A 19088-nucleotide genomic window follows, 5' to 3' on the forward strand; every position below is an offset into this window, starting at 1 on the left:
AGAAACCTGGACCATAGGCAACACGCAGTGCGACTTCATTTCTATGTCAGTAAACAGCTTGCCGAGCGCATCGCAAAAGTCGGTTCCATGCTGGGTCACGCCAAAGCGCGAACAGCTTCGTTTTTGTTGGATAACGCGTCGCAAGTCGAGCACGAGGCCATCGCGGTGCTCGATCGTCGGCTGGATGCGTCCACGGTCAATGGCAACGGACGGGCGAAGCCCGTCAAGAGTTCCACGGATGAATCCTCGGGCGAAGTCGTCTTGATGTATGTTCGACTGGAGCCACAGGTGGCCCTCCGCATCGAGCGCTTGGCCAAGAAGAAAAATCTGAGCCTTTCCAAAGTCTGTGCCTGGCTGTTGAGTCGCGCCGTTGACGACGATCAGTGGATCGTAAGTATCGTGCAAGACCGCTTGATGCAAGCCTTGGCCAAGGTGCCGTCTGAAAACTAACTGCCCGCTGGGGGGCGGTTTTCCGGGTCGAGCAGTCCACAATAGTGGCACGCCGGGTCGAGTCCGGCTATTGTCAAGCGGATGCCCTCCGCCTCTTTTCCCACCCTCGGCGCGCAGTTGATCGTGGTGACGAGCTTGCTCGTCAGCGCTCTCGGCATCCCGATCGTCGCCGCAGCAGACTATGCGGACAGCGTGCGCGCCACGGAAGGTCTGCTCGCCCATTGGCGTTTTGAAGAGTCGGACAGTTCCGTTGCCGGTTCTTTACCGGATCTTGTTGCGCAGCCAGGGGGCGAGATCTCGCGAGGGGTCGACTCGGCTCTTGGCTCGCTGGGCAAGGCGCTGCGATTGGGCCCCGGCGGCCACGTGCGCCTACCGCGACTCGGGCGGCACGACGCAGTGAGTGTCGAGATGTGGATCAACGTCGCCCGACTGCCGGCAGAGCCCACCGCGGCCCTGTACGCCGTTGATAACTGGGAGCCGGGCTACCTGCATTTCAATCTCAAGTCTTCAGGCGCCTTGGAACTCGCCATCCAGGGCGCTAGTAGTAATCCGAATAGTGAGCCGGAAACAGTTCGTCCCGGTCGCTGGTTGCACTTGGTTGTGACCTACGATGCACGGACCGGACTCGAGCGACTATTTCGAGATGGCCGCTTGATCATCGAAACCGTCGTTAATCCGCACCCGCCGGTGCTGCTGGACCCGGCTGCGCTGGGCAACTGGTCGAACGGCGGGCAGGCTTCGCGGTCGCTGCTGGCAGACGTGGACGAATTGGCGGTGTACTCAGTGCCGCTATCGCAAGCGCAGGTGCGCAGCCACTATCTGGCGGCCAAAGGTGCGCAAGCCGCGCCGGTGGATTTTGTCAGCGAAGTGCGGCCCTTGTTGGCCACGCATTGCGTCGGCTGTCACGGCACTGACGCCCAAGAAAATCAATTGCGGCTCGACGTGCGCGATTGGGCTTTTCGAGGTGGTGAGTCGGGCGAGCCGGCGGTCGTACCCTACGACACGGATGCAAGTCACTTACTGGCGCGTGTGACGAGCAAGGATCGCGAGGCGAGAATGCCTCCCGAGGATCCGCGCCTGAGCGATGCCGAGGTCGCCACACTGCGCAACTGGATCGATCAAGGCGCCCCCTGGCCCGACGAGTTGGCAGGCCACGCCGAGCTACCGAAAGTCGAGACCAGCCATTGGTCATTTCAGCCTCTGCGAGACACCGCGCCTCCCGCGATTGAACATCCATTCGTCGCCAGCGGCAACCCGATCGACGCCTTTATCCTGGCCGGGCTTAACACCCGAGCATTGAGTCCGTCCCCCGCGGCCGATCGTCGCACGTTGGCTCGCAGACTGTACCTAGACATGCTCGGGCTTCCCCCGTCGCCCGAGGCGGTAAAGCAATTCATCGAAGACGATGCGGCAGACGCTTGGGAGAAGCTGGTGGATCGCGTGCTAGCCAGCCCGCAGTATGGCGAGCGGTGGGCGTCGCATTGGCTGGATGTCATTCGCTATGCCGACACGCACGGCTTCGAGGTCAACACACCGCGCGAAAACTCGTGGCCCTTTCGCGATTACGTAATCAAGAGCCTGAACGAAGACAAGCCGTTCGATCGCTTCATCGTAGAACAGGTGGCGGGCGATCAATTGGGGGTCGACTCGGCGACCGGCTTTCTCGTCGCGGCGCCGGCCGTGCTGCCCGGACAGGTTGGCAAAGACGAGCCCTCGATCCGCCAGGCGCGCGTTGACGAATTGCACGAAGTGATCGTCTCGGTCGGTTCGGGTGTGTTGGGACTGACAATCGGCTGCGCGCGTTGCCACAATCACAAATTCGATCCGATCTCGCAGCGTGACTATTACCAGATGCAAGCCATCTTTGCTGGTCTGCACTACGGCGATCGCCCCGTGCGCGATCCGGCCGAGGTGCTGTTGCCCGGCGGCGCCGCGGAAGTTCTGCCGAAGGCCGTGTTCGGCGGTACGTTTTCAGCCCCCGGCCCGACATATCGACTCTATCGTGGCGATCCCATGCAGCGGCGCGAACGCGTCTCGCCCGACGTGCCTGCGGTGTTCGGCTCGCTCGGGATCGAGTCGACGGTCGTCGAGGCCGAGCGCCGGATGGCGCTGGCCCGTTGGCTGGTCGATGCGCGCAATCCTCTGACGCCGCGTGTGATCGTGAATCGTCTCTGGCAGCAACACTTTGGCACAGGCCTCGTTGCCACGCCGTCGGATTTTGGCGCGATGGGCGTACCGCCGTCGCATCCCGAGTTGCTCGATTGGCTCGCGCGGCAGTTGATTGACGCCCACTGGTCGCTCAAGGCTCTGCACCGGCTGATGCTGACTTCGAACACCTATCGTCAGGCGAGCGTGGCTCATGAGTTGGGGCTGCGAACCGACGCGGCCACACAGATGTTGTGGCGCTTTCCCGCACGGCGCCTGGAAATGGAGCCGATTCGTGATTCGATCCTGGCCACCAGTGGCGCCCTGGATCCGACGCGCGGGGGGCCCGGCTTCAACGTTTTCAAGCCCAACGACAACTACGTGCGCGTGTACGATGCGCGCGAGGTGTGGGGGCCAGACGCCTGGCGGCGGATGATTTACGTGCATCGGGTGCGGATGGCCCAGGACGGCGTCTTCGGCGCGCTCGATTGCCCCGACGCCGGTCAACCTGCTCCGCGGCGCAGTCGTTCGACAACGGCCATCCAGGCGCTCAACCTGTTCAACAGTGAATTCATCCGTCAGCAGGCCGAGCTACTGGCAAAACGAGTTCGCGATGCGGGACAGCAAGACCTAAGCTGTCAAGTGCGCCGCGTGTTTGCCGAGACGCTGGCACGCGAGCCGAGCGCCGGCGAGCTCGCGTCGTCGGTTCGCGTGGCCGAAGAGTTCGGCCTGCCGGCGGTCTGCCGCGCGGTTTTCAACAGCAACGAGTTTTTGTTTCTTCCCTAGCATGCACCCTACCGACAGTTCACCAATACGTGCCTTGCTCGATCGCCGCGCGTTTCTCGGCAATGCCGGGAGCGCACTCAGCGGCATTGCGCTCACGGCCTTGCTTGATCAAGATCGCCTGCTCGCCTCGGATACGATGGCCGCCTATCAACCGGCGATCGATCCGGCCGCGCCGCACGCACCACGGCCAGCACCGGAGCGCGCGCGGGCCAAAAACGTGCTGGTGATTTTCTGCTCGGGCGCGCTGTCGCATATGGACACGTTCGATTGGAAGCCGGAGCTTGTGAAGCGCGACGGAGAGCCCATGCCCAATGCCGAGGCGGCCGTCACTTTTCAGGGCGAGAACGGCGCCATCGCCCGCCCACATTATGAGTTTCGCCCGCGCGGGGGCGTGGGCAAGATGACGAGCGACCTGCTGCCACGCCTAGGAGCGCTGGTCGATGACTTTTGCTTCATTCACTCGCTGACGACGAAGACCAACACTCACGGGCCGGGCGAGAACTGCATGTCGACTGGCTTTACGCTCGATGGTTTTCCCTCGATGGGCTCGTGGGCAACCTATGCGTTAGGGTCGGAGAATCAGGATCTGCCCGCTTACGTTGCCATTCCGGATCCGCGCGGCGTGCCGCAGGCGGCGGTGAATAATTGGGGGCCAGGATTTCTGCCGGCGGTTTTTCAAGGGACTGCGTTCAATGCCCAACGGCCGATCGCCAACTTGCAACCGGCCGCAGGGGTCGGCGAGGCCGAGTCGCGCGCGACGCGTCGCTTGCTGGCCGAGTTGAACGCGGAACATCGGTCCCGTTTTCCTGCCGATAATGAACTCGCCGCGCGCATCGCCAGCTACGAGCTGGCCGCGCGGATGCAGCTCAGCATCCCTGAAGCAACCGATCTTTCCAGCGAGCCGGCCTATGTGTTGGCCGAGTACGGCGCTGACGACACACAGAACAAGGTCAAGGCTGGTTTTGCCCGCAACTGCCTGCTCGCGCGGCGGCTGTTGGAACGCGGCGTCCGCTTCGTGCAATTATTCAACGGCGCATACGCCATGGGAGAGGGCGTCGGCAACTGGGACGGTCATCGCAAGCTGCGCGAGCAATATGACATTCACGGACCGATCCTCGATCAGCCGGCGGCCGCACTTTTGCAAGATCTCAAGCGGCGCGGCCTGCTCAAAGACACGCTGGTCGTATTCTGCACCGAGTTCGGCCGCATGCCCATGTACCAAAAGGGAGCGACAGGCCGCGATCACAACCCGCTCGGCTTTACTTGCATGCTGATGGGGGCAGGTGTCCGGGCGCCGTTCTCCTATGGAGCCACCGACGAACTGGGCTATAAAGCCGTGGAAAACGTGGTGTCGATTCACGACTTTCACGCGACGATTCTGCACATACTAGGGCTCGATCACACGCGGTTGCGTTATTACAACAACGGTATCGAACGCCGACTGACCGATGTCCACGGCCATGTAATTTCCGAGGTACTTGCCTGAATGAACGTTCTCCCGCGTTGCACTGTCGTTGCTTTGGTTTTGTTCCTGCTGTACGCCACGACGCTCACGGCACGAGCGGATATTCTGCTTTCGGGCAATGAAGGCAAGTACGATTTATCGAGCGGCGCCGGCCGAACCGTCGACAACGCCGAGCCTGATAGTTTGACGATCCTCGACTTTGCCGTATTTCCGCCGCGCGTGCGGCACGTGATGGGCGTTGCGAATAGCGTCGTTGGGCCGCCGACCAATGTCGCGCTTAGTCCCGACGAGCGCTGGGCGCTGGTGGCCAATTCGGTCAGCCGCTACACGGACGACCCGCAGCATCCTGTGCCTGATGACATTGTGCAAATCATCGACCTCTCGCTCGCAGCACCGAAGATCGTAGGCACGGTGCGCGTTGGCAAGCAGCCCTCGGGCGTTGCCATCAATCGCGCCGGCGACCTGGCCCTGGTGGCCAATCGCGGCGACGGCACGATCTCGTTGCTGGCGATCGACGGGACGAGCGTGACCGTGCGTCAGACGCTGACTGTCGGAGAACCGACGAGCGAACCCGCCGATATAGCCATCAATCCGGCCGGCACGATGGCGCTAGTGAGCTTGAACAAGGGCGCCGCGGTGCGCGTGCTAAGGATCAAGGAGGGACACGCCGCGCTCGAAGATCGCAAGTTGCCCTCCTACGGGCAGCCTTACCATGTGCAGATCACGCCCGATGGTGCGCTGGGTCTAGTGGCAGGTGGCGGCAATCAAAAGGGTCCCGACGCCGATCTGTTGACCGTCATCGATCTGACCGTCGATCCGGTGCGGACGATCGATCACTTGACGGTCGGAACCGGGCCCGAGTCGTTCGATATCAGCCCCGACGGGCGCCTGGTAGCCGTCGTGCTGATGGAAAGCTCGAACATTCCGTCCACCGATCCGCAGCGCACCGAGCATGGCCGATTGCAACTATGGAAACGGATAGGCAAAACCTTCTCGCAGTCGGTCGACATGCCGATTGGTCGCATCCCTGAAGGAGTCTGTTTCACGGCTGACGGACGCTACCTGGTCGTGCAGGAGCATGCGGCGCGGCAACTGGCCATCTTTGGCGTGGACAAGGACGATCTGCGGGATACCGGAGTGCGCGTCTCTACGCCCGGCTTTCCTTCCTCATTGCGACGGGCCGATCCGTCGCGATAGGCCGCGGTCAGGTCGGTTCACCGCGTCCCGTTTCAACGCGCGGGTCGTCGCGCGATGCGAGCGGCTCGACTTTCCGCCCTAATGGCGCATAGCGCTCTGATGTTGGGCATTGTATTCTGCGGTGCTTGGCGTCCGTAGGAATCGTCGTGGCCGGGTGCCACGTCCACGCAACGCGTGGACATGTGAATGAGCACTCAAACCAGACATGCTCACGTGTTGCGTGAGCATGGCACCGCGTTAGTCCGATTTACTGTTCGAAATACCGCCAACAAAAAAATCGCCCACTCATTCTGCGGCTCTGGTGAGCCAGGCAGAGTGAGCGGGCGATTTCAAGCAGACAACTTGACGCCTGGCACGGGCGAGCGTCTCGTCCGCGCTGCGGCCGATCTAGCCGCGATAGACAACCGTCACATCACCGCAGCGATCGAAACGCACGACGACGCGATAGCCGCAGCACCAATCGTAGGTCACCACGCCGCGGCACAATAAGCCGCGTTGACCATCTACCACCGGGCATCCGTCGCAACAGGCCGGCAAGCAAACGGGCACTTCCACCGGGCAGCAAGTGACCGGATTGACGACCTTTAAAACTGTCTTGATCGGCGGCTTGCAGTCACCGCAGCAAGGCTTGTGGCAGGTCCGATCGATGTAGCGAATACAGGGAGTCGGACAGCAGGTCTGCACCGGAGTGCAACAGCTCGGATCGGCGGCCAGAACGCGGGCCGACTTGAGCGCTACCAATTGAACTCGCGGCTGGCCCGCATCGACACGCGCCGACGCGGCAACAACGGCCGCGACGAAGAGCATTACAACCGCCGCGCGGCGGCCAAAACATCTCACATCTCGCATCTCACATCCCCTCCTTAAGGAACAACTGTGGCGTGGCGGCATCCAACGGCGGACACCTCGGCCGATATTACTTTTCACGTTGCAACTACCGTGCATCGGGCCGATACGCCAATCGTTTCATTACCGTGCGGCCCGCTGCAAAGCAGGAAATCGAGCCGAATCCACGCTACGAACGACCCGGTAAACATCGCATATCTCGGCGGTCGTGCAAGGCCCTGGAGCCGCTGCCGAGCGCCGCGACCGCCACATCCGGACGGGTTAAAACCTCTATTGGGGTAATTCTGGGGGGGGAAGTGCGCGAGCGACTCATTGGCACACGATCCGCCATACGCAGGCCACATACGGACTTGCGACAACGCGTGGCAAAAAGGGTTCGTATAGCACCGGTTTGCCTGTCTTGCGAATTCGACCTAAGTTTTTGCTGGCGGGATGCCATGTCATTTTGTCCGCCTCACTTTTCCACGCATTGTCGCGACGGGCGGATCCACTTTCGACAATCGCCGCGGCGCTGGCCGTGGGCCCAATTACGCACGACCTTTGTCCGATCGTCGCAGCGGCGACGGCTCGGGATCGATCCTTTCCACTGCGCGAACGTGGTTTCCATGTCGACCGATCTGACACTTTCGGGTATTGACCGAGATCAGATACGGGGATGGTTGGACGAGCTGCGCCAGGCTGGTGACGAATTCCAGGATTTCGTCGCCGCTAGATTAGACGATTTGGACGCGTTGCGAGTCCTGATCGACCAGCGGCAAGGCGAGTTGGATACGCGACGCGACGACCTTGAGCGCCAAGTCACGGCTTTCCAGGCTGCGCAACAAAGACTGGACACCGCGAATGCCACCGCCGAAAAACTGGCCGACGAACTGCGCGACCAGGTTCAGCGACTGGCGACCGACGCCGGACGCGCGCTGGCAGAACAGGCCGACGCGTTGCGGAGCGAACGCGAACGAGTCCGCGAAGAGCTCGATGTCGCGCGCAGTCAGACGCAATCGATCGGCCAATCGGTGCTCAGCGAATTGTCGCAGGCCTGCGCTGCTCTCGTAGCCAACCACGAGCAACTCTCTTTCGAGCGGCAAAAGCTGGCCGACCTCGAAGCGCCGCTCTGCGCCGCTTTGGCCGCACACACCGCCGCGCGTGCCACGGAACAACATCCCGTCGAACCAGCGCACGTATCCGACCAGGTCGCTGCGGCCGAGACCGCCAGCGCCGCCGATCAGCACTCGTTGGCGGGCGAAGCGACGCCCGTTTCGGACATCGCAATCCCGCCGGAAGATAACGCCGATAAAGGCGCTCCGGCAGGTACTGCTAGTAACCGAGGGTGGACCCAGGAACTCGCGTCACTCCGCAAAGGGCTTGCCAGCTCTACGCTGCCCGAATCGAAGAAGCAGGCCGGGCCGGCCGGTGCCCAGCAAGATCGAGCGAACGCCGCCGCGCCGCCCGCCGCGGCCGCCGAGACCGATCCGGTGCTCGATTCTTTGATGGCGCAATTCGAATCCCTACAAAACGATCTCGCCGGCGGTCGCACGACCGCGCGAACGACAAATACCAAGCAGAAAACCAATGGTTAAAGGCAAGATGGAATCGCAAACTATGGCTTCACGTCCCCGACCTTCTCGCTACGACTGGGTACCGCCGTCGGCGCCCACCATGATCGAGCCCCAGCAATCTCGCGCACCAGAAGAAGACGCGTCACCAGGCACCATACGCCTTCCTGGGACATCCGGTGCCGACCTGGTCGAACAGTTGGGCCTGCTCGACGATGTGGTGTTCGAGGCCATTGCCGGCCGGGCCGGTGCGCTCGCCAAGCTGCAGTCTTTGTGGCCCCAGGTGAAGTCGGCCGTGGGACCGGCGCTCGTCGACGAATCGCGCGAGCAATACGTCAGGCACGCTCTGCGCGTGTGGCGCCGCTGCCTGGCCGGAGAAGAGCTTCACGATCCCGCGCACGCCCTGGCGGCGCTGGATGTCGTCTCGTTACTGTTCGACGAGTGACAGCATCTCGCGGAAACGCCGGAACAGATAATTGCTGTCGTGCGGCCCCGAGGACGCTTCCGGGTGGTACTGCACGCTGAAGGCTGGTAGGTCGCGATGCCGTACGCCTTCGATCGTTTGATCGTTGAGGTTGCGATGCGTCACTTCGAGCGATGACGGCAGGCTGGCTTCATCCACGGCGAACCCGTGGTTTTGGGCCGTAATTTCCACGCTGCCCGTCTCCAGGTTCAAGACCGGTTGATTGGCCCCGCGGTGCCCGAACTTCAGCTTGAACGTCTTGCTGCCGCAAGCCAGGCTCAGCAGCTGGTGTCCCAGGCAGATGCCAAAAATGGGGACCCGGCCCAGCAAACCCTGTATCGTGCGGATCGCATAATCCAAAGGCTCGGGATCGCCGGGACCGTTGGAAAGGAACACGCCGTCAGGCCGCTCGTCGAGCACCTGCTCGGCCGAAAACGTGCCTGGCAGCACCGTTACTCGGCAACCCTGATCGTACAAGTGCCGGGCGATGTTCCATTTCATGCCGTAGTCGATGGCTACCACGTGCGGCCGCGCGCTGTCGTCGATCGCTTTCTGATCGCGCCCCTGAATTTCCCACGGGCTGAGTCGCTCGCTCCATGTTTTGGCCTCGGTCGGCATGACTTCGCGCACGAAATCGCGTCCGACCAGCCCGCGGCTGTTTTTTGCCTTGGCCACCAGGCTGGCGTCGTCGAGATCCTCGGTCGACAGCACCCCCTTCATCGCACCACGGCTGCGAATCCGGCGGACCAGGGCCCGCGTATCGATGCCGGCCAGCCCCACCACACCCGCTGCGGCCAGGTAATCGTGCAAGCAGCCATTCGCGCGAAAATTGCTCACGCGATGACTCAATTGGCGTACGACGAAGCCCGACAGGTGCGGACGGCCGCTTTCGACATCCTCGGTATTGACGCCGTAGTTGCCAATCTCGGGATACGTCATCGTGACGATCTGCCCGCGATAGCTCGGGTCGGTGATGATTTCCTGATATCCGGTCATCGACGTGTTGAAGCAGACTTCTCCGTCGACCTCACCGGTCGCGCCGAACGAAGTGCCGCAAAAAATCGTGCCGTCTTCCAGGGCCAGCTTGGCGATGGGTGTGTTGCTCATCGGCAAATCAAGGTTCATCGGGGAGTGAGGATTTTCGGTTTATAACGATCGCAATCCGCTCAGCCGGCTTGCCCAGCCGTGCCATCTGCCGCGGTACACCCTGCGTACCGCCGAACTTCCGGTAACCAGCGTGCCGCGGTCCGTACCGCTAAAGTCCGTCGGTCTGCTGGCCCGATACGTTCCTAATGGCTGTGGGTCTCCGGACATGACCGGCGCCAGTCGGTCCTGAACGGACAGCCTTGATGAGGGTCCTTGCCCCGGCGAGCAAGGGCCCTCTGTTTTTTTGCGCGCAGCGGCACGCGCGTTGGGGCCATCGGTCAAGGAAAGATTATAGGCCGGGCAGGCGGGATCGAAAAGTCGCCGCACGATTGGGGCGCGCCAAGGCTCTTTTGCCAGGTGTCTCGTTTACAGGGGCCCGGCGTCTCTGCGTCAGCCCGACACCGGCGGGGCCGTCCGCTCGCGTGATTCGGTACGTGCCTCGGCGCCCAGGCAGCGGGCGATCTGGCGAACGGCTTGACGCAGCCGGCTTTCATTTTCGACTAGTGCCATCCGCAGGTAACCTTCGCCCGCCGGGCCGAAACCCGAGCCGGGGCTGGCGGCCACATCCCCTTCTTCCAGCAGTTTCATGGCAAAGGTGAGCGTGTCCATGCGCTGGCGCCACTGATCAGGGATCTTGGCCCACACGAACATGCCGGCGCGTGGCGGGGTGATGTCCCAGCCAATGCGGCGCAGCCCCTCAACCAGCACGTCGCGGCGATGCTGATAAATGTTGGCCTGCGACTCGACCGCGGCTTCGGTATGCCGCAGGGCGACGATGGCCGCCACTTGAATCGCCTGAAACATGCCGTAGTCGTAATAGGCCTTGATCGTGCCCAGCGCGCGAACCATCTCGGGATTGCCGGCGCAAAATCCGACGCGCCAGCCCGCCATGTTGTAGCCCTTGCTCATCGTGGTGAATTCGACCCCCACATCCACGGCCCCCGGCGCCGCCAGAAAGCTCGGCGGTTGATAGCCATCGAAGGCCACATCCACGTAGGCCGCGTCGCTAATCACCATGAAGCCGTAACGCCGCGCCAGCTTGACGACCTCGACAAAGAATTCCGGCTCGACCGTCACGCTGGATGGATTGTGCGGATAGTTGACAATCAATAGCTTCGGCGACGGGTGCAAATGCTGGCACGTATAGGCCACGTTCGACAAAAACTTCTCGCAATCTGCCACCTCTAGCGTGATGACATTGCCCGAGGCCAATGTCACCGCGTGGGCGTGCGCCGGGAATGTCGGCGACGGCACGATGGCCGTGTCGCCCGGGCCCATCAGCGCCAGGCACATGTGGCTGAAGCCTTCTTTCGAGCCCAGGCAGACGATGATCTCGCTTTCGGGGTCGAGGCGGACGCCATACTTCTTCAGGTATTTGCTGGCCACTTCGCGGCGCAAATTAAGGATGCCCGTCGACTGGCTGTAGCCATGGCTCGTGGGATCGCGCGCAGCCTCGACCAGCTTTTCGATCACCAGGTCTTGGGGCGGGTCCGAGGGATTGCCCATGCCCAGGTCGATCACGTCGTCGCCGGCGCGGCGCTTCTTGTACAGCAGCGCATTGATCCGCCCGAACAAATAGGGCGGCAGCCGACTCATACGGCCGGCGAGTTGCACTTTGAACGGCGGCAAGCCGTCGTCGGCCAGGTGCGAAGAAAAGTCATTACTCATCGTGGCGACCCCGAACGGGGGAGACTTGGTGCGGACGTACTGGTCCCTAGAAGATACCTTCGGCGAGGCACGTCGAAAACTGCCAGGGGGGGCCGTGGCGCCAGATTGCTCGGCATATCGGCACCAACCCCACCACCGTGCCAGATCGCTTTCGCCCCCAAGAGCGGTGCATCCGGCCGACAAAAACGACGAACGGCAAGCACGTGGCTCAGAAAAACTCGCGGGCCGGCAGCACCGCGAGAGCGCGGGGACGCTCACCGCGCATTCCGGCCGCCACCCGCAGACTGCGCCGCGGAGAATGTGGCCGCCTTCTGGCGCGAATCCGCACGCGCTATCGTAGCAACGGCGTGGTCGGCGTCGCCTTCGCGGGGGACATGCCGGTCGGCAGCTTGCTGGGGGCAGGGCCCGTGTAGCCCGAGCGCGGTACCGTCGGATCGATCGGCGCTTCGGCGTTCACACGCTGAAACATGTTCCGCTCGTCCTGCTTGGGCGACTGCGTCGTGTTGGCCAGGAAGTTATCAATCGTGGCCGCGTCCTGCAACTTGGCGAATTCATCGGCGATCGCCACGCGCATCTTCTTGTCGCGCACGTCTTCGCTGATGATGTGCTTCACTTCTTCGAACTTGACGTTCTCGGGCTTAGTCCGGCCTTCGCAGAAAATGATCACGAACTTATCACCCAATTGCACGATGCCCGAAAGTTCGCCGGCTCGCATCGAAAAGGCCTCTTGCTCGAGCAGCGGACGCCCGCCGAAGCGTTGGATGGGGGGCACTTCGCCTTCGAGCGCGCTGGAGCCGACTTCGATCGAGTATTGCGCCGCCAGCTTACCGTACAGCTTGGCCGCCTCGTCGATCACGGCCTGCACTTCGCGCGGCGGATCGACCCACACGCTGCCTGCGGTGCGTTCGGCGGGGCGCTTGGCCAGTTGCTCGATCGGGGCGAATTTGCGAGCTTTTTCCCAAACTTCTTGCGCGCGGCGCTGATTGTTCAGCACGATCGCTCGCACACGCACTCGCGGCCCGTAGTTGGCGTCGAACCCGCGGTGCAGATCCTCGTCGCTGACTTGCACTTTATCGCCGGCCAGCTTCTTGAGTGCCACCTCGGGCCAGATGACCTCGTGCATATACACATCCCAGGTCATGTCCTGCTCTTCCATCACATATTTCCGCCATGCTTCCACGTCGGGCGAGCCATCTTTGCGGGGCTTCACGCCGATCATCGCAGCCCGCATGACTTCGGCGTCCAATTCCTGCGGCGTGATTTGCATCTTGCGCCGCTGGCAGGCTTGCTCGACCAACCGATGGTTGATCAACCCCTTGAGGCTGTCCTTGCCGTGCCGCTCGATGCACTCTTCCGCCAATTCGTCCATTGTGATCGGGTGGCCGTTAACCGTGGCGGCCACGCCGGGAAAGGCGGCGCGCTTTTGCGGATCGTTGAAGATATTCTCCACCACCGTGTCGCGCTGCAACTCCTCGAAGACGTCTTTGGCCGCCAGCCGTAGCTTCTTATCGCGGATGGCCTCGACCAGCAGCTTTTGCACCTGATCCATCGGCACCGGGCGGGCGGCGACCAGGGCATCGCATTTCAGAAAAACGTACTGCCCTTGCACCTGGATGATTTCCGAAATTTCCCCCTCGCGCATCGTGAACGCGACCTTTTCGATCGTCGGATCGCCCAGGTGCTTGCGCACGGGTTGAATCATTCCCTTGGCGCTGGCGCTATTGGCATCAATAGAATGTTCTTTGGCGACATTGCCGAAGTCTTCCGGATTCTTCAACACTTGTTCGCGCAGCAATTGAGCCTTCGGCAGATCGCTGGTCACGATGACACGCGCTTGCACGGCCGGACCGAATTGCGTCTCGTAGGCTTCCTGCAGATCCTGCTGCGAGACTTGCAGCCGCGACTCGGCCAGCTTTCGCAAGGCCAGCGTGGGCCAGATGATATCCTTGGCGTATTGGGCCGCCGTAATGCTCCGCTCGTCCTTGAGCATCTTCAACCATTGATCCGTGGGCAGGCCAAAGCGGTCGGCCATGCGATCGATCTCGGTGTCGATTTCCTTGTTGGTGATGACGACATTGCGCTGCTTGCAATGCTCGGCGATCAGATGCTTGTTGGTCAGGCTCTCTAAGACTTCCTTGCCGTGGTGCAACAGGCACTCGCGCGCCAGATCGTCGCGCGTGATCCGCTGATTGTTGACCACCGCCATAACCTTCATCTTTTGGTCAACTGGCGTCGCCGCGGGGGCAGCTTGCCCCTTGGCCGGCGGTTTGCCCTTGGCAGCCTTGCCACGCGCCACCGGCGGCGCTTGCGCCCCGGCGTGCTCGGGACCCCACACGCTGCGCACCAGGATCGCTGCGCCCACGATTACGAGTGATCCGGCGCCAACGGCCAGACGATTCTTCCACTTGCCGCCTATGCGCACAGCAGGCGCCAGGGCATCCTTGCCTGACATAGCCTTACCTCCGGTCGAAGTTGCATTCCTCGCTGCGACGACGAGCCACAATGGTGCCCGTCGCCTGCCCATCTGGATCAATGGGCGGGGGAGTATAGGAAAGGAAGTCGAAAAGGGTCAAGATCGGTGCCCATTGCGGCGTCGCCGCAGTTGCTAGCAACTCGCCAGAGTCGATCCTCGCGCGCGGACCACAAACATGAGCGCGGACAGCGGCGTCGATGCCGTGGAAGGCGCGGTAGCCGGCACTTGCACCCGCTAGCGTGCCCGCGGATGCGCGGCCACGACTGCTTTGATCTTCTCCGGTACGTTGCTAGTGATCGCGTCGATGCCGAAATCGATCAATTGCCGCGCCCGCTCAGCATCGTCGACGGTCCACACCGAGGCTTTCAGTCCCCGCTCGTGGATGGCGTCGATATACGGCTTGGTTAGATGGTCGTTGTTCCAGCCGACGAATGCCGCGCCGAATGATTGAATCTCGTCGAGCTGCGCCGCCGTAAGATCGTGCTGGCCGATCGCCCCCAGCGTCAGATCCGGCGCCAGACGCCGGCAATCGGCCAGAAAGTCCCAATCGAATGCGATCACCGCTAGCCGTCCCAGGCAATTCTTTTGCCGGATCAGTTCCACAAATGTCGCGGCGTCCCCCGCCTTGCGCTCGACCAGCGGCATTGCGCCGGTCAGAATTGTGTCGAGCGCTTCGGCCAGCGTGGGAATCCGCGTGCCGACAAATTGCGGACCAAACCAGCCCCCGGCATCGAGCCGTTTCAATTCGGCCAGTGTCTTCGTTGCTAGCCGTATCTTCGCCTCACCGAACACAGCATGAGCATCGGTCAGGCGATCGAGTTCTTCGTCGTGAAAGGCGACCGGCACGCCGTCGGCCGAGTGCAAATAGTCGAACTCGACCAGATCGACGCCCACTTGCAAAGCCGCTTCGAACGCCAGCAGCGTATTTTCGGGCGCCACGCGGCTTGCCCCGCGATGCGCGACCACCAGCACGCGATTCTTCCGCAACAGGGCGGCGACGGGGGTGAGCGTGGTCATCGAAATAGTGCGCACGCTGAGCGACGTGTACCGAACGCAAACAAATCCGTTCCGCGCTCGACGCGTCGCGTTCCGCGTCTCACTCCTCCATCACCTCGGCCTCGCGCGACCTGGCCAATTCGTTGGCGCGGGCTTCATACTTCTTGGTCAACTCTTGGATCTCGTCCTTGAGCCCCTTGCAGTCGTCCTCGGAGATCTTTTTGTCTTTCTCCGATTGATCGGCGTACTTGTTGCCGTCGCGGCGCACGTTGCGAATCGAGACTTTGGCTTCTTCGGTCAAATCCTTGATGCGGCCGACCATCTTGCGCCGCACCTCGCCCGATAGCGGCGGCACGTTCAGTCGCAGCACGCGGCCGTCGTTCATAGGGTTGAAGCCCAGGCCGGCGGCCTGGATCGATTTCTCGATATCTTTGAGCGTGCCCGGATCGAACGGGCGAATCACGATCTGCGAAGGCTGGTCCGGCGGCACGCCGACGCTGGCCAAAGTCTTCAGCGGCGTGGGCGATCCGTACGCCTCGACTCGCAAGGAGTCGACCAGGCCCGGGTTGGCGCGGCCCGTGCGGATGCCCGACAGGGCGTGCTTCAAGACGTCGATGGCCTTGTCCATCCGCTCTTCCACGTCCAGCAGAATATCGTCGGCGTTCATGGCAGGTACCTGAATAATGATGGATGAGAAATGATGAACGATTAAACGAAGAGTGCGGGCCCAGGTGCCGGGCTGAAACTCCTTCATTCACCATTCTGCATTTTGCATTTCCTATCTCGGCTCGGCGGCCTTGCTGCGGATCAGCGTGCCGATCTTCTCGCCGCTGACGGCCCGCACGATATTACCCACCTTGCGGAAATTGAAGACCAGGATCGGCATGTCGTGCTCCATGCACTGCGTAATGGCCGTGGGGTCCATCACTCGCAAATTCTGCTCGCGGACGGCCTGATAGCTCAACTCGCTATACAGAACCGCGTGCGGATTCTTCTCTGGATCGTCGCTATAGACGCCGTCGACGCGGGTCGCTTTGAGCAAGATATCGGCGTCCAGTTCCAACGCGCGTTGCGCGGCCGCCGTGTCGGTAGTTACGAACGGGCTTCCGGTGCCGCAGGCCAGGATCACGATCCGCCCCTTCTCTAAATGCCGGGCGGCGCGGCGACGAATATACGGCTCGGCCACGCCGTCCATGCGAATGGCCGAGGACAGCCGCGTGGCACAACCCAACGATTCGAGCGCGTCCTGCAGGGCCAGCCCGTTGATCACCGTGGCCAGCATCCCCATGTAGTGGCTCGTGGCCTCTTGAATCTTGCTACTCGCCGAGGCGAACTGAGCGCCGCGCAAGATATTGCCGCCGCCGATCACGATCGCGATTTGCACGCCGCGCTCGGCGGCCTTCGCCGTTTGCTCGGCCGTGTGCACGACCGCGTCCATACTGATGCCACGTTCACCGGCATGGGCAAAGCTTTCGCCGGAAAGTTTTAACACAACACGGCGATGGGTCTGCAGCGGGTCCGACATGGCGAGAGCAACTTTCGAATCAGGATCTACTTAGGAAAACAACCATCTTCCGTCCGCCAACCGCCAACACCGAGCCCGTCGCAACGTAGCGCGCTCTGCGCCTACACCTTGGCCAGTTCCCATAGCACGTACCGCTTCATCTTCATGCCGGCCTCTTTGGCCACGGTGCCAACAGTCTTCTTGTCGTCCTTGACGAACGGTTGCTCGCTGAGAACTTTGTCCGCGTAGAAGTTCTTCATCCGCCCTTCGACCATCTTCGCCAGGATGTTCTCGGGCTTGCCCTCTTTGCGGGCCGCCTCGGTGAGAATCTCGCGTTCCTTGTCCACCAGGCTCGCGTCGAGGTCCTCTTTCGAGAGTGCCGCCGGACGCTGCGCCGCGATGTGCATGGCGATGTCCTTGGCCGACTCGGGCGTTCCTCCTTCGACTTCCAGCAGCACGCCGGGGCTACCGGTGTGATGGGCATAGGCGCCGGCGGCCGAGTCGATGCGCACGATCCGCGCCAGGTTGAACACCTCGCGGATGCGATTGAACATATCGTCCTTGACCTCGCCCAATGTATGGCCCGGCTTGCTCGGCGAAGGCTGCTTGAGCAACTCTTCGGGCGTCTTGGCGCCGGGACCCGTGGCCAACTGCTTGGCCATGTCGTTGGCCAACTGCACGAACTCCGCGCTGCTGGCGACCGGCGCGCTCTCGCATTGCAGCTCGACCATGGCCGCCACGCCCTTGGTCATGTCGGCATACACGGCGATCCGGCCGGCGGCCGTTTCGCGACCGATGCGGGTTTCTTGCGTCTTGATTCCCTGCTTGCGCAGCCAACTGACGGCGGCTTCTTCGTCGCCCCCCGTCTCTTGCAGGGCCTTCTTGCAGTCCATCATGGGCAGTCCGGTGCGTTGCCGTAGCGCCATGACCTTTGCCGCAGTGATTTCTGCCATGTTTGTTCTATCTCCCTAAAGGGCTTGGGAAAGCCTCGGTGAATTATTGTAGCGGGCTCGCCCATTCAGGCAGCCAAGCCCGCCAAAAGAGTCTGTGCGAAAACGATCGGTGTGGGCCTACGGGGCAAACGCTGTTCCTGGCCGGCAATGCGTGGCCCCGCTAGCGGTCCATACAGCACGACCAGGGACGATTCGTTGGCTCCGACCCCCGCACGGTTAGTCGGCGTCTTTGTCGTCGCCGACGTCCGGGCTGGTGTAGGCGGCCGGCATGGCGTCTTTGCCACCCGCTCCGGTAGCAGCGTTCGTCTTGCCTTCCAAAATCGCGTCAGCCAGTTGCTGCACGACCAGCTCGATCGACCGAATGCTGTCGTCATTGCCCGGAATGGGCAAATCGACCAGGTCCGGATCGCAGTCGGTATCGATCAGCGCCACAGTCGTGATGCCCAATGAACGGGCCTCGCGGATGGCGTTCTTTTCCTTCTTCGGATCGATCACGATCAGGCATTCGGGCAGACGGTTCATCGTGCGGATGCCGTCCAGATTGCGCAACATCTTGCGATGCTCGCGATTCAGGGCCGATTGCATCTTCTTCGAGTAGGCGGCCAGCTCTTCGCTGTTCTTCAGCTTATCGAGCTCTTCCAGACGGGTGAGCCGGCTGCGAATCGTGCGGAAGTTGGTCAAGGCGCCACCGAGCCAGCGGTCGCTGACAAAGGGCATGCCGCAACGGCGCCCTTCGCGATCGATCGTCTCGGACGCTTGCCGCTTGGTGCCGACGAACAGCACCAGGCTGCCGCCCCCCGCGACCTGGCTGATGTACTTCTTGGCGCGGATCAGCCCGCGGATCGTTTCGCGGACGTCGATGATGTGAATCAGATTGCGGCGGCCGTAGATATAGGGCCGCATCTTGGGATTCCACCGGCTGGCACGGTGGCCAAAGTGGACTCCCGCTTCGATCAACTCTTTGACGAGAACAGTAGACACGGGGGCGCTCCTCGCTAGGCACACCGGCAAAAGTCCCGCTGGGCGAAAAGCTCGCCCGGGGCGTCCGGCGTTCGGTTCGGACTCGGCCAAAAGCCGCCCGCGTGTACGAGACACGCGCCGCCGCCCTGCGGGCCGTTCGCAGTGGCAAGCCCAGTAGTGTACCGATGTTCTGGCAGGTGGTCAATTCGGAGAGGGACTAGGTAGACAGAATGGTTGGGACCAGTCGCTCACGTTTGACGTGGGTTACGCTGGAGTTGCGTTTACAATGCGCAGAGCCACCACGGAGGACTGGTCCCATGAAAAAGCTAGTATACGTCGGTTTGGATGTCCATCGGGATACGATTGTCATCGCGGTTGCCCGTAGCGGGCGAGAAGCCGCCATGCAACTGGCCACGATCGCTCACGATGAGTTGGCGCTGCTCAAACGTCTGGACGACGTGGCGCCGCGGAGTCTGCTGCGGGTCT

General features: G+C 62.1%; 15 protein-coding genes. 6 read left to right on the plus strand and 9 right to left on the minus strand.

The features are described 5' to 3' along the window. Nucleotides 1-27: 27 nt before the first annotated feature. The 4 genes from VGG64_01555 (at nt 28) to VGG64_01570 (ending at nt 6043) form a co-directional block, all read left to right on the plus strand. On the plus strand, nt 28-450 hold the full coding sequence (locus tag VGG64_01555; GenBank protein HEY1598257.1) for a hypothetical protein: 423 nt from the start codon (nt 28-30) through the stop codon (nt 448-450). Nucleotides 451-531: 81 nt separating this feature from the next. Then, the gene (locus VGG64_01560) at nt 532-3381 is read left to right on the plus strand and encodes a DUF1553 domain-containing protein (GenBank protein HEY1598258.1); all 2850 of its coding nucleotides are present in this window, start codon (nt 532-534) and stop codon (nt 3379-3381) included. A 1-nt stretch (nt 3382) separates the two neighbouring features. Further along, entirely contained in the window at nt 3383-4867 is a 1485-nt protein-coding gene (locus VGG64_01565) for a DUF1501 domain-containing protein (GenBank protein HEY1598259.1), read from the plus strand. Further along, nucleotides 4868-6043: a YncE family protein gene (locus VGG64_01570; protein ID HEY1598260.1), complete on the plus strand. Its 1176-nt coding sequence runs from the start codon at nt 4868-4870 to the stop codon at nt 6041-6043. A gap of 387 nt (nt 6044-6430) precedes the next feature. Here VGG64_01570 and VGG64_01575 read toward each other — a convergent pair whose 3' ends face one another. After that, nucleotides 6431-6892, minus strand: a complete 462-nt coding sequence (locus VGG64_01575; protein HEY1598261.1) for a hypothetical protein — start codon at nt 6890-6892, stop codon at nt 6431-6433. Between the two features lie 602 nt (nt 6893-7494). Here VGG64_01575 and VGG64_01580 point away from each other — a divergent pair. Together VGG64_01580 and VGG64_01585 are read left to right on the plus strand one after the other, a co-directional pair. Continuing rightward, on the plus strand, nt 7495-8463 hold the full coding sequence (locus VGG64_01580) for a hypothetical protein (GenBank protein HEY1598262.1): 969 nt from the start codon (nt 7495-7497) through the stop codon (nt 8461-8463). A 22-nt stretch (nt 8464-8485) separates the two neighbouring features. After that, nucleotides 8486-8884, plus strand: a complete 399-nt coding sequence (locus VGG64_01585; GenBank protein ID HEY1598263.1) for a hypothetical protein — start codon at nt 8486-8488, stop codon at nt 8882-8884. Here the strand turns inward: VGG64_01585 and carA are convergent. From carA to rpsB, 8 genes are all read right to left on the minus strand, one after another. After that, complete coding sequence (gene carA, locus VGG64_01590) at nt 8867-10009, minus strand: glutamine-hydrolyzing carbamoyl-phosphate synthase small subunit (GenBank protein HEY1598264.1); 1143 nt, start codon at nt 10007-10009, stop codon at nt 8867-8869. The two genes, VGG64_01585 and carA, sit on opposite strands and share 18 nt — an antisense overlap. Before the next feature lie 429 nt (nt 10010-10438). Next, entirely contained in the window at nt 10439-11716 is a 1278-nt protein-coding gene (locus tag VGG64_01595; protein ID HEY1598265.1) for an aminotransferase class I/II-fold pyridoxal phosphate-dependent enzyme, read from the minus strand. A gap of 331 nt (nt 11717-12047) precedes the next feature. After that, on the minus strand, nt 12048-14168 hold the full coding sequence (locus tag VGG64_01600) for a peptidylprolyl isomerase (GenBank protein ID HEY1598266.1): 2121 nt from the start codon (nt 14166-14168) through the stop codon (nt 12048-12050). A gap of 255 nt (nt 14169-14423) precedes the next feature. Next, a complete protein-coding gene (locus VGG64_01605) occupies nt 14424-15206 on the minus strand; it encodes a glycerophosphodiester phosphodiesterase family protein (GenBank protein ID HEY1598267.1) in 783 nt (260 codons plus the stop codon). Between the two features lie 79 nt (nt 15207-15285). Beyond that, nucleotides 15286-15852, minus strand: coding sequence for a ribosome recycling factor (gene frr, locus VGG64_01610; GenBank protein HEY1598268.1), 567 nt, complete (start codon nt 15850-15852; stop codon nt 15286-15288). A gap of 111 nt (nt 15853-15963) precedes the next feature. Further along, complete coding sequence (pyrH, locus tag VGG64_01615) at nt 15964-16710, minus strand: UMP kinase (GenBank protein HEY1598269.1); 747 nt, start codon at nt 16708-16710, stop codon at nt 15964-15966. Between the two features lie 101 nt (nt 16711-16811). Next, on the minus strand, nt 16812-17642 hold the full coding sequence (gene tsf / locus VGG64_01620) for a translation elongation factor Ts (protein HEY1598270.1): 831 nt from the start codon (nt 17640-17642) through the stop codon (nt 16812-16814). Between the two features lie 216 nt (nt 17643-17858). Continuing rightward, complete coding sequence (rpsB, locus tag VGG64_01625; protein ID HEY1598271.1) at nt 17859-18623, minus strand: 30S ribosomal protein S2; 765 nt, start codon at nt 18621-18623, stop codon at nt 17859-17861. Nucleotides 18624-19088 lie beyond the last annotated feature (465 nt).

It is taken from the genome of Pirellulales bacterium (assembly GCA_036490175.1).
Taxonomy (GTDB): domain Bacteria; phylum Planctomycetota; class Planctomycetia; order Pirellulales; family JACPPG01; genus JACPPG01.

Coding starts and splice junctions, on each gene's coding strand:
- VGG64_01560 (HEY1598258.1), top strand. CDS start 532: ATGCCCTCCGCCTCTTTTCCCACCCTCGGCGCGCAGTTGATCGTGGTG.
- VGG64_01565 (HEY1598259.1), top strand. CDS start 3,383: ATGCACCCTACCGACAGTTCACCAATACGTGCCTTGCTCGATCGCCGC.
- VGG64_01570 (HEY1598260.1), top strand. CDS start 4,868: ATGAACGTTCTCCCGCGTTGCACTGTCGTTGCTTTGGTTTTGTTCCTG.
- VGG64_01575 (HEY1598261.1), bottom strand. CDS start 6,892: ATGCGAGATGTGAGATGTTTTGGCCGCCGCGCGGCGGTTGTAATGCTC.
- VGG64_01580 (HEY1598262.1), top strand. CDS start 7,495: ATGTCGACCGATCTGACACTTTCGGGTATTGACCGAGATCAGATACGG.
- VGG64_01585 (HEY1598263.1), top strand. CDS start 8,486: ATGGCTTCACGTCCCCGACCTTCTCGCTACGACTGGGTACCGCCGTCG.
- carA (HEY1598264.1), bottom strand. CDS start 10,009: ATGAGCAACACACCCATCGCCAAGCTGGCCCTGGAAGACGGCACGATT.
- VGG64_01595 (HEY1598265.1), bottom strand. CDS start 11,716: ATGAGTAATGACTTTTCTTCGCACCTGGCCGACGACGGCTTGCCGCCG.
- VGG64_01600 (HEY1598266.1), bottom strand. CDS start 14,168: ATGTCAGGCAAGGATGCCCTGGCGCCTGCTGTGCGCATAGGCGGCAAG.
- VGG64_01605 (HEY1598267.1), bottom strand. CDS start 15,206: ATGACCACGCTCACCCCCGTCGCCGCCCTGTTGCGGAAGAATCGCGTG.
- frr (HEY1598268.1), bottom strand. CDS start 15,852: ATGAACGCCGACGATATTCTGCTGGACGTGGAAGAGCGGATGGACAAG.
- pyrH (HEY1598269.1), bottom strand. CDS start 16,710: ATGTCGGACCCGCTGCAGACCCATCGCCGTGTTGTGTTAAAACTTTCC.
- tsf (HEY1598270.1), bottom strand. CDS start 17,642: ATGGCAGAAATCACTGCGGCAAAGGTCATGGCGCTACGGCAACGCACC.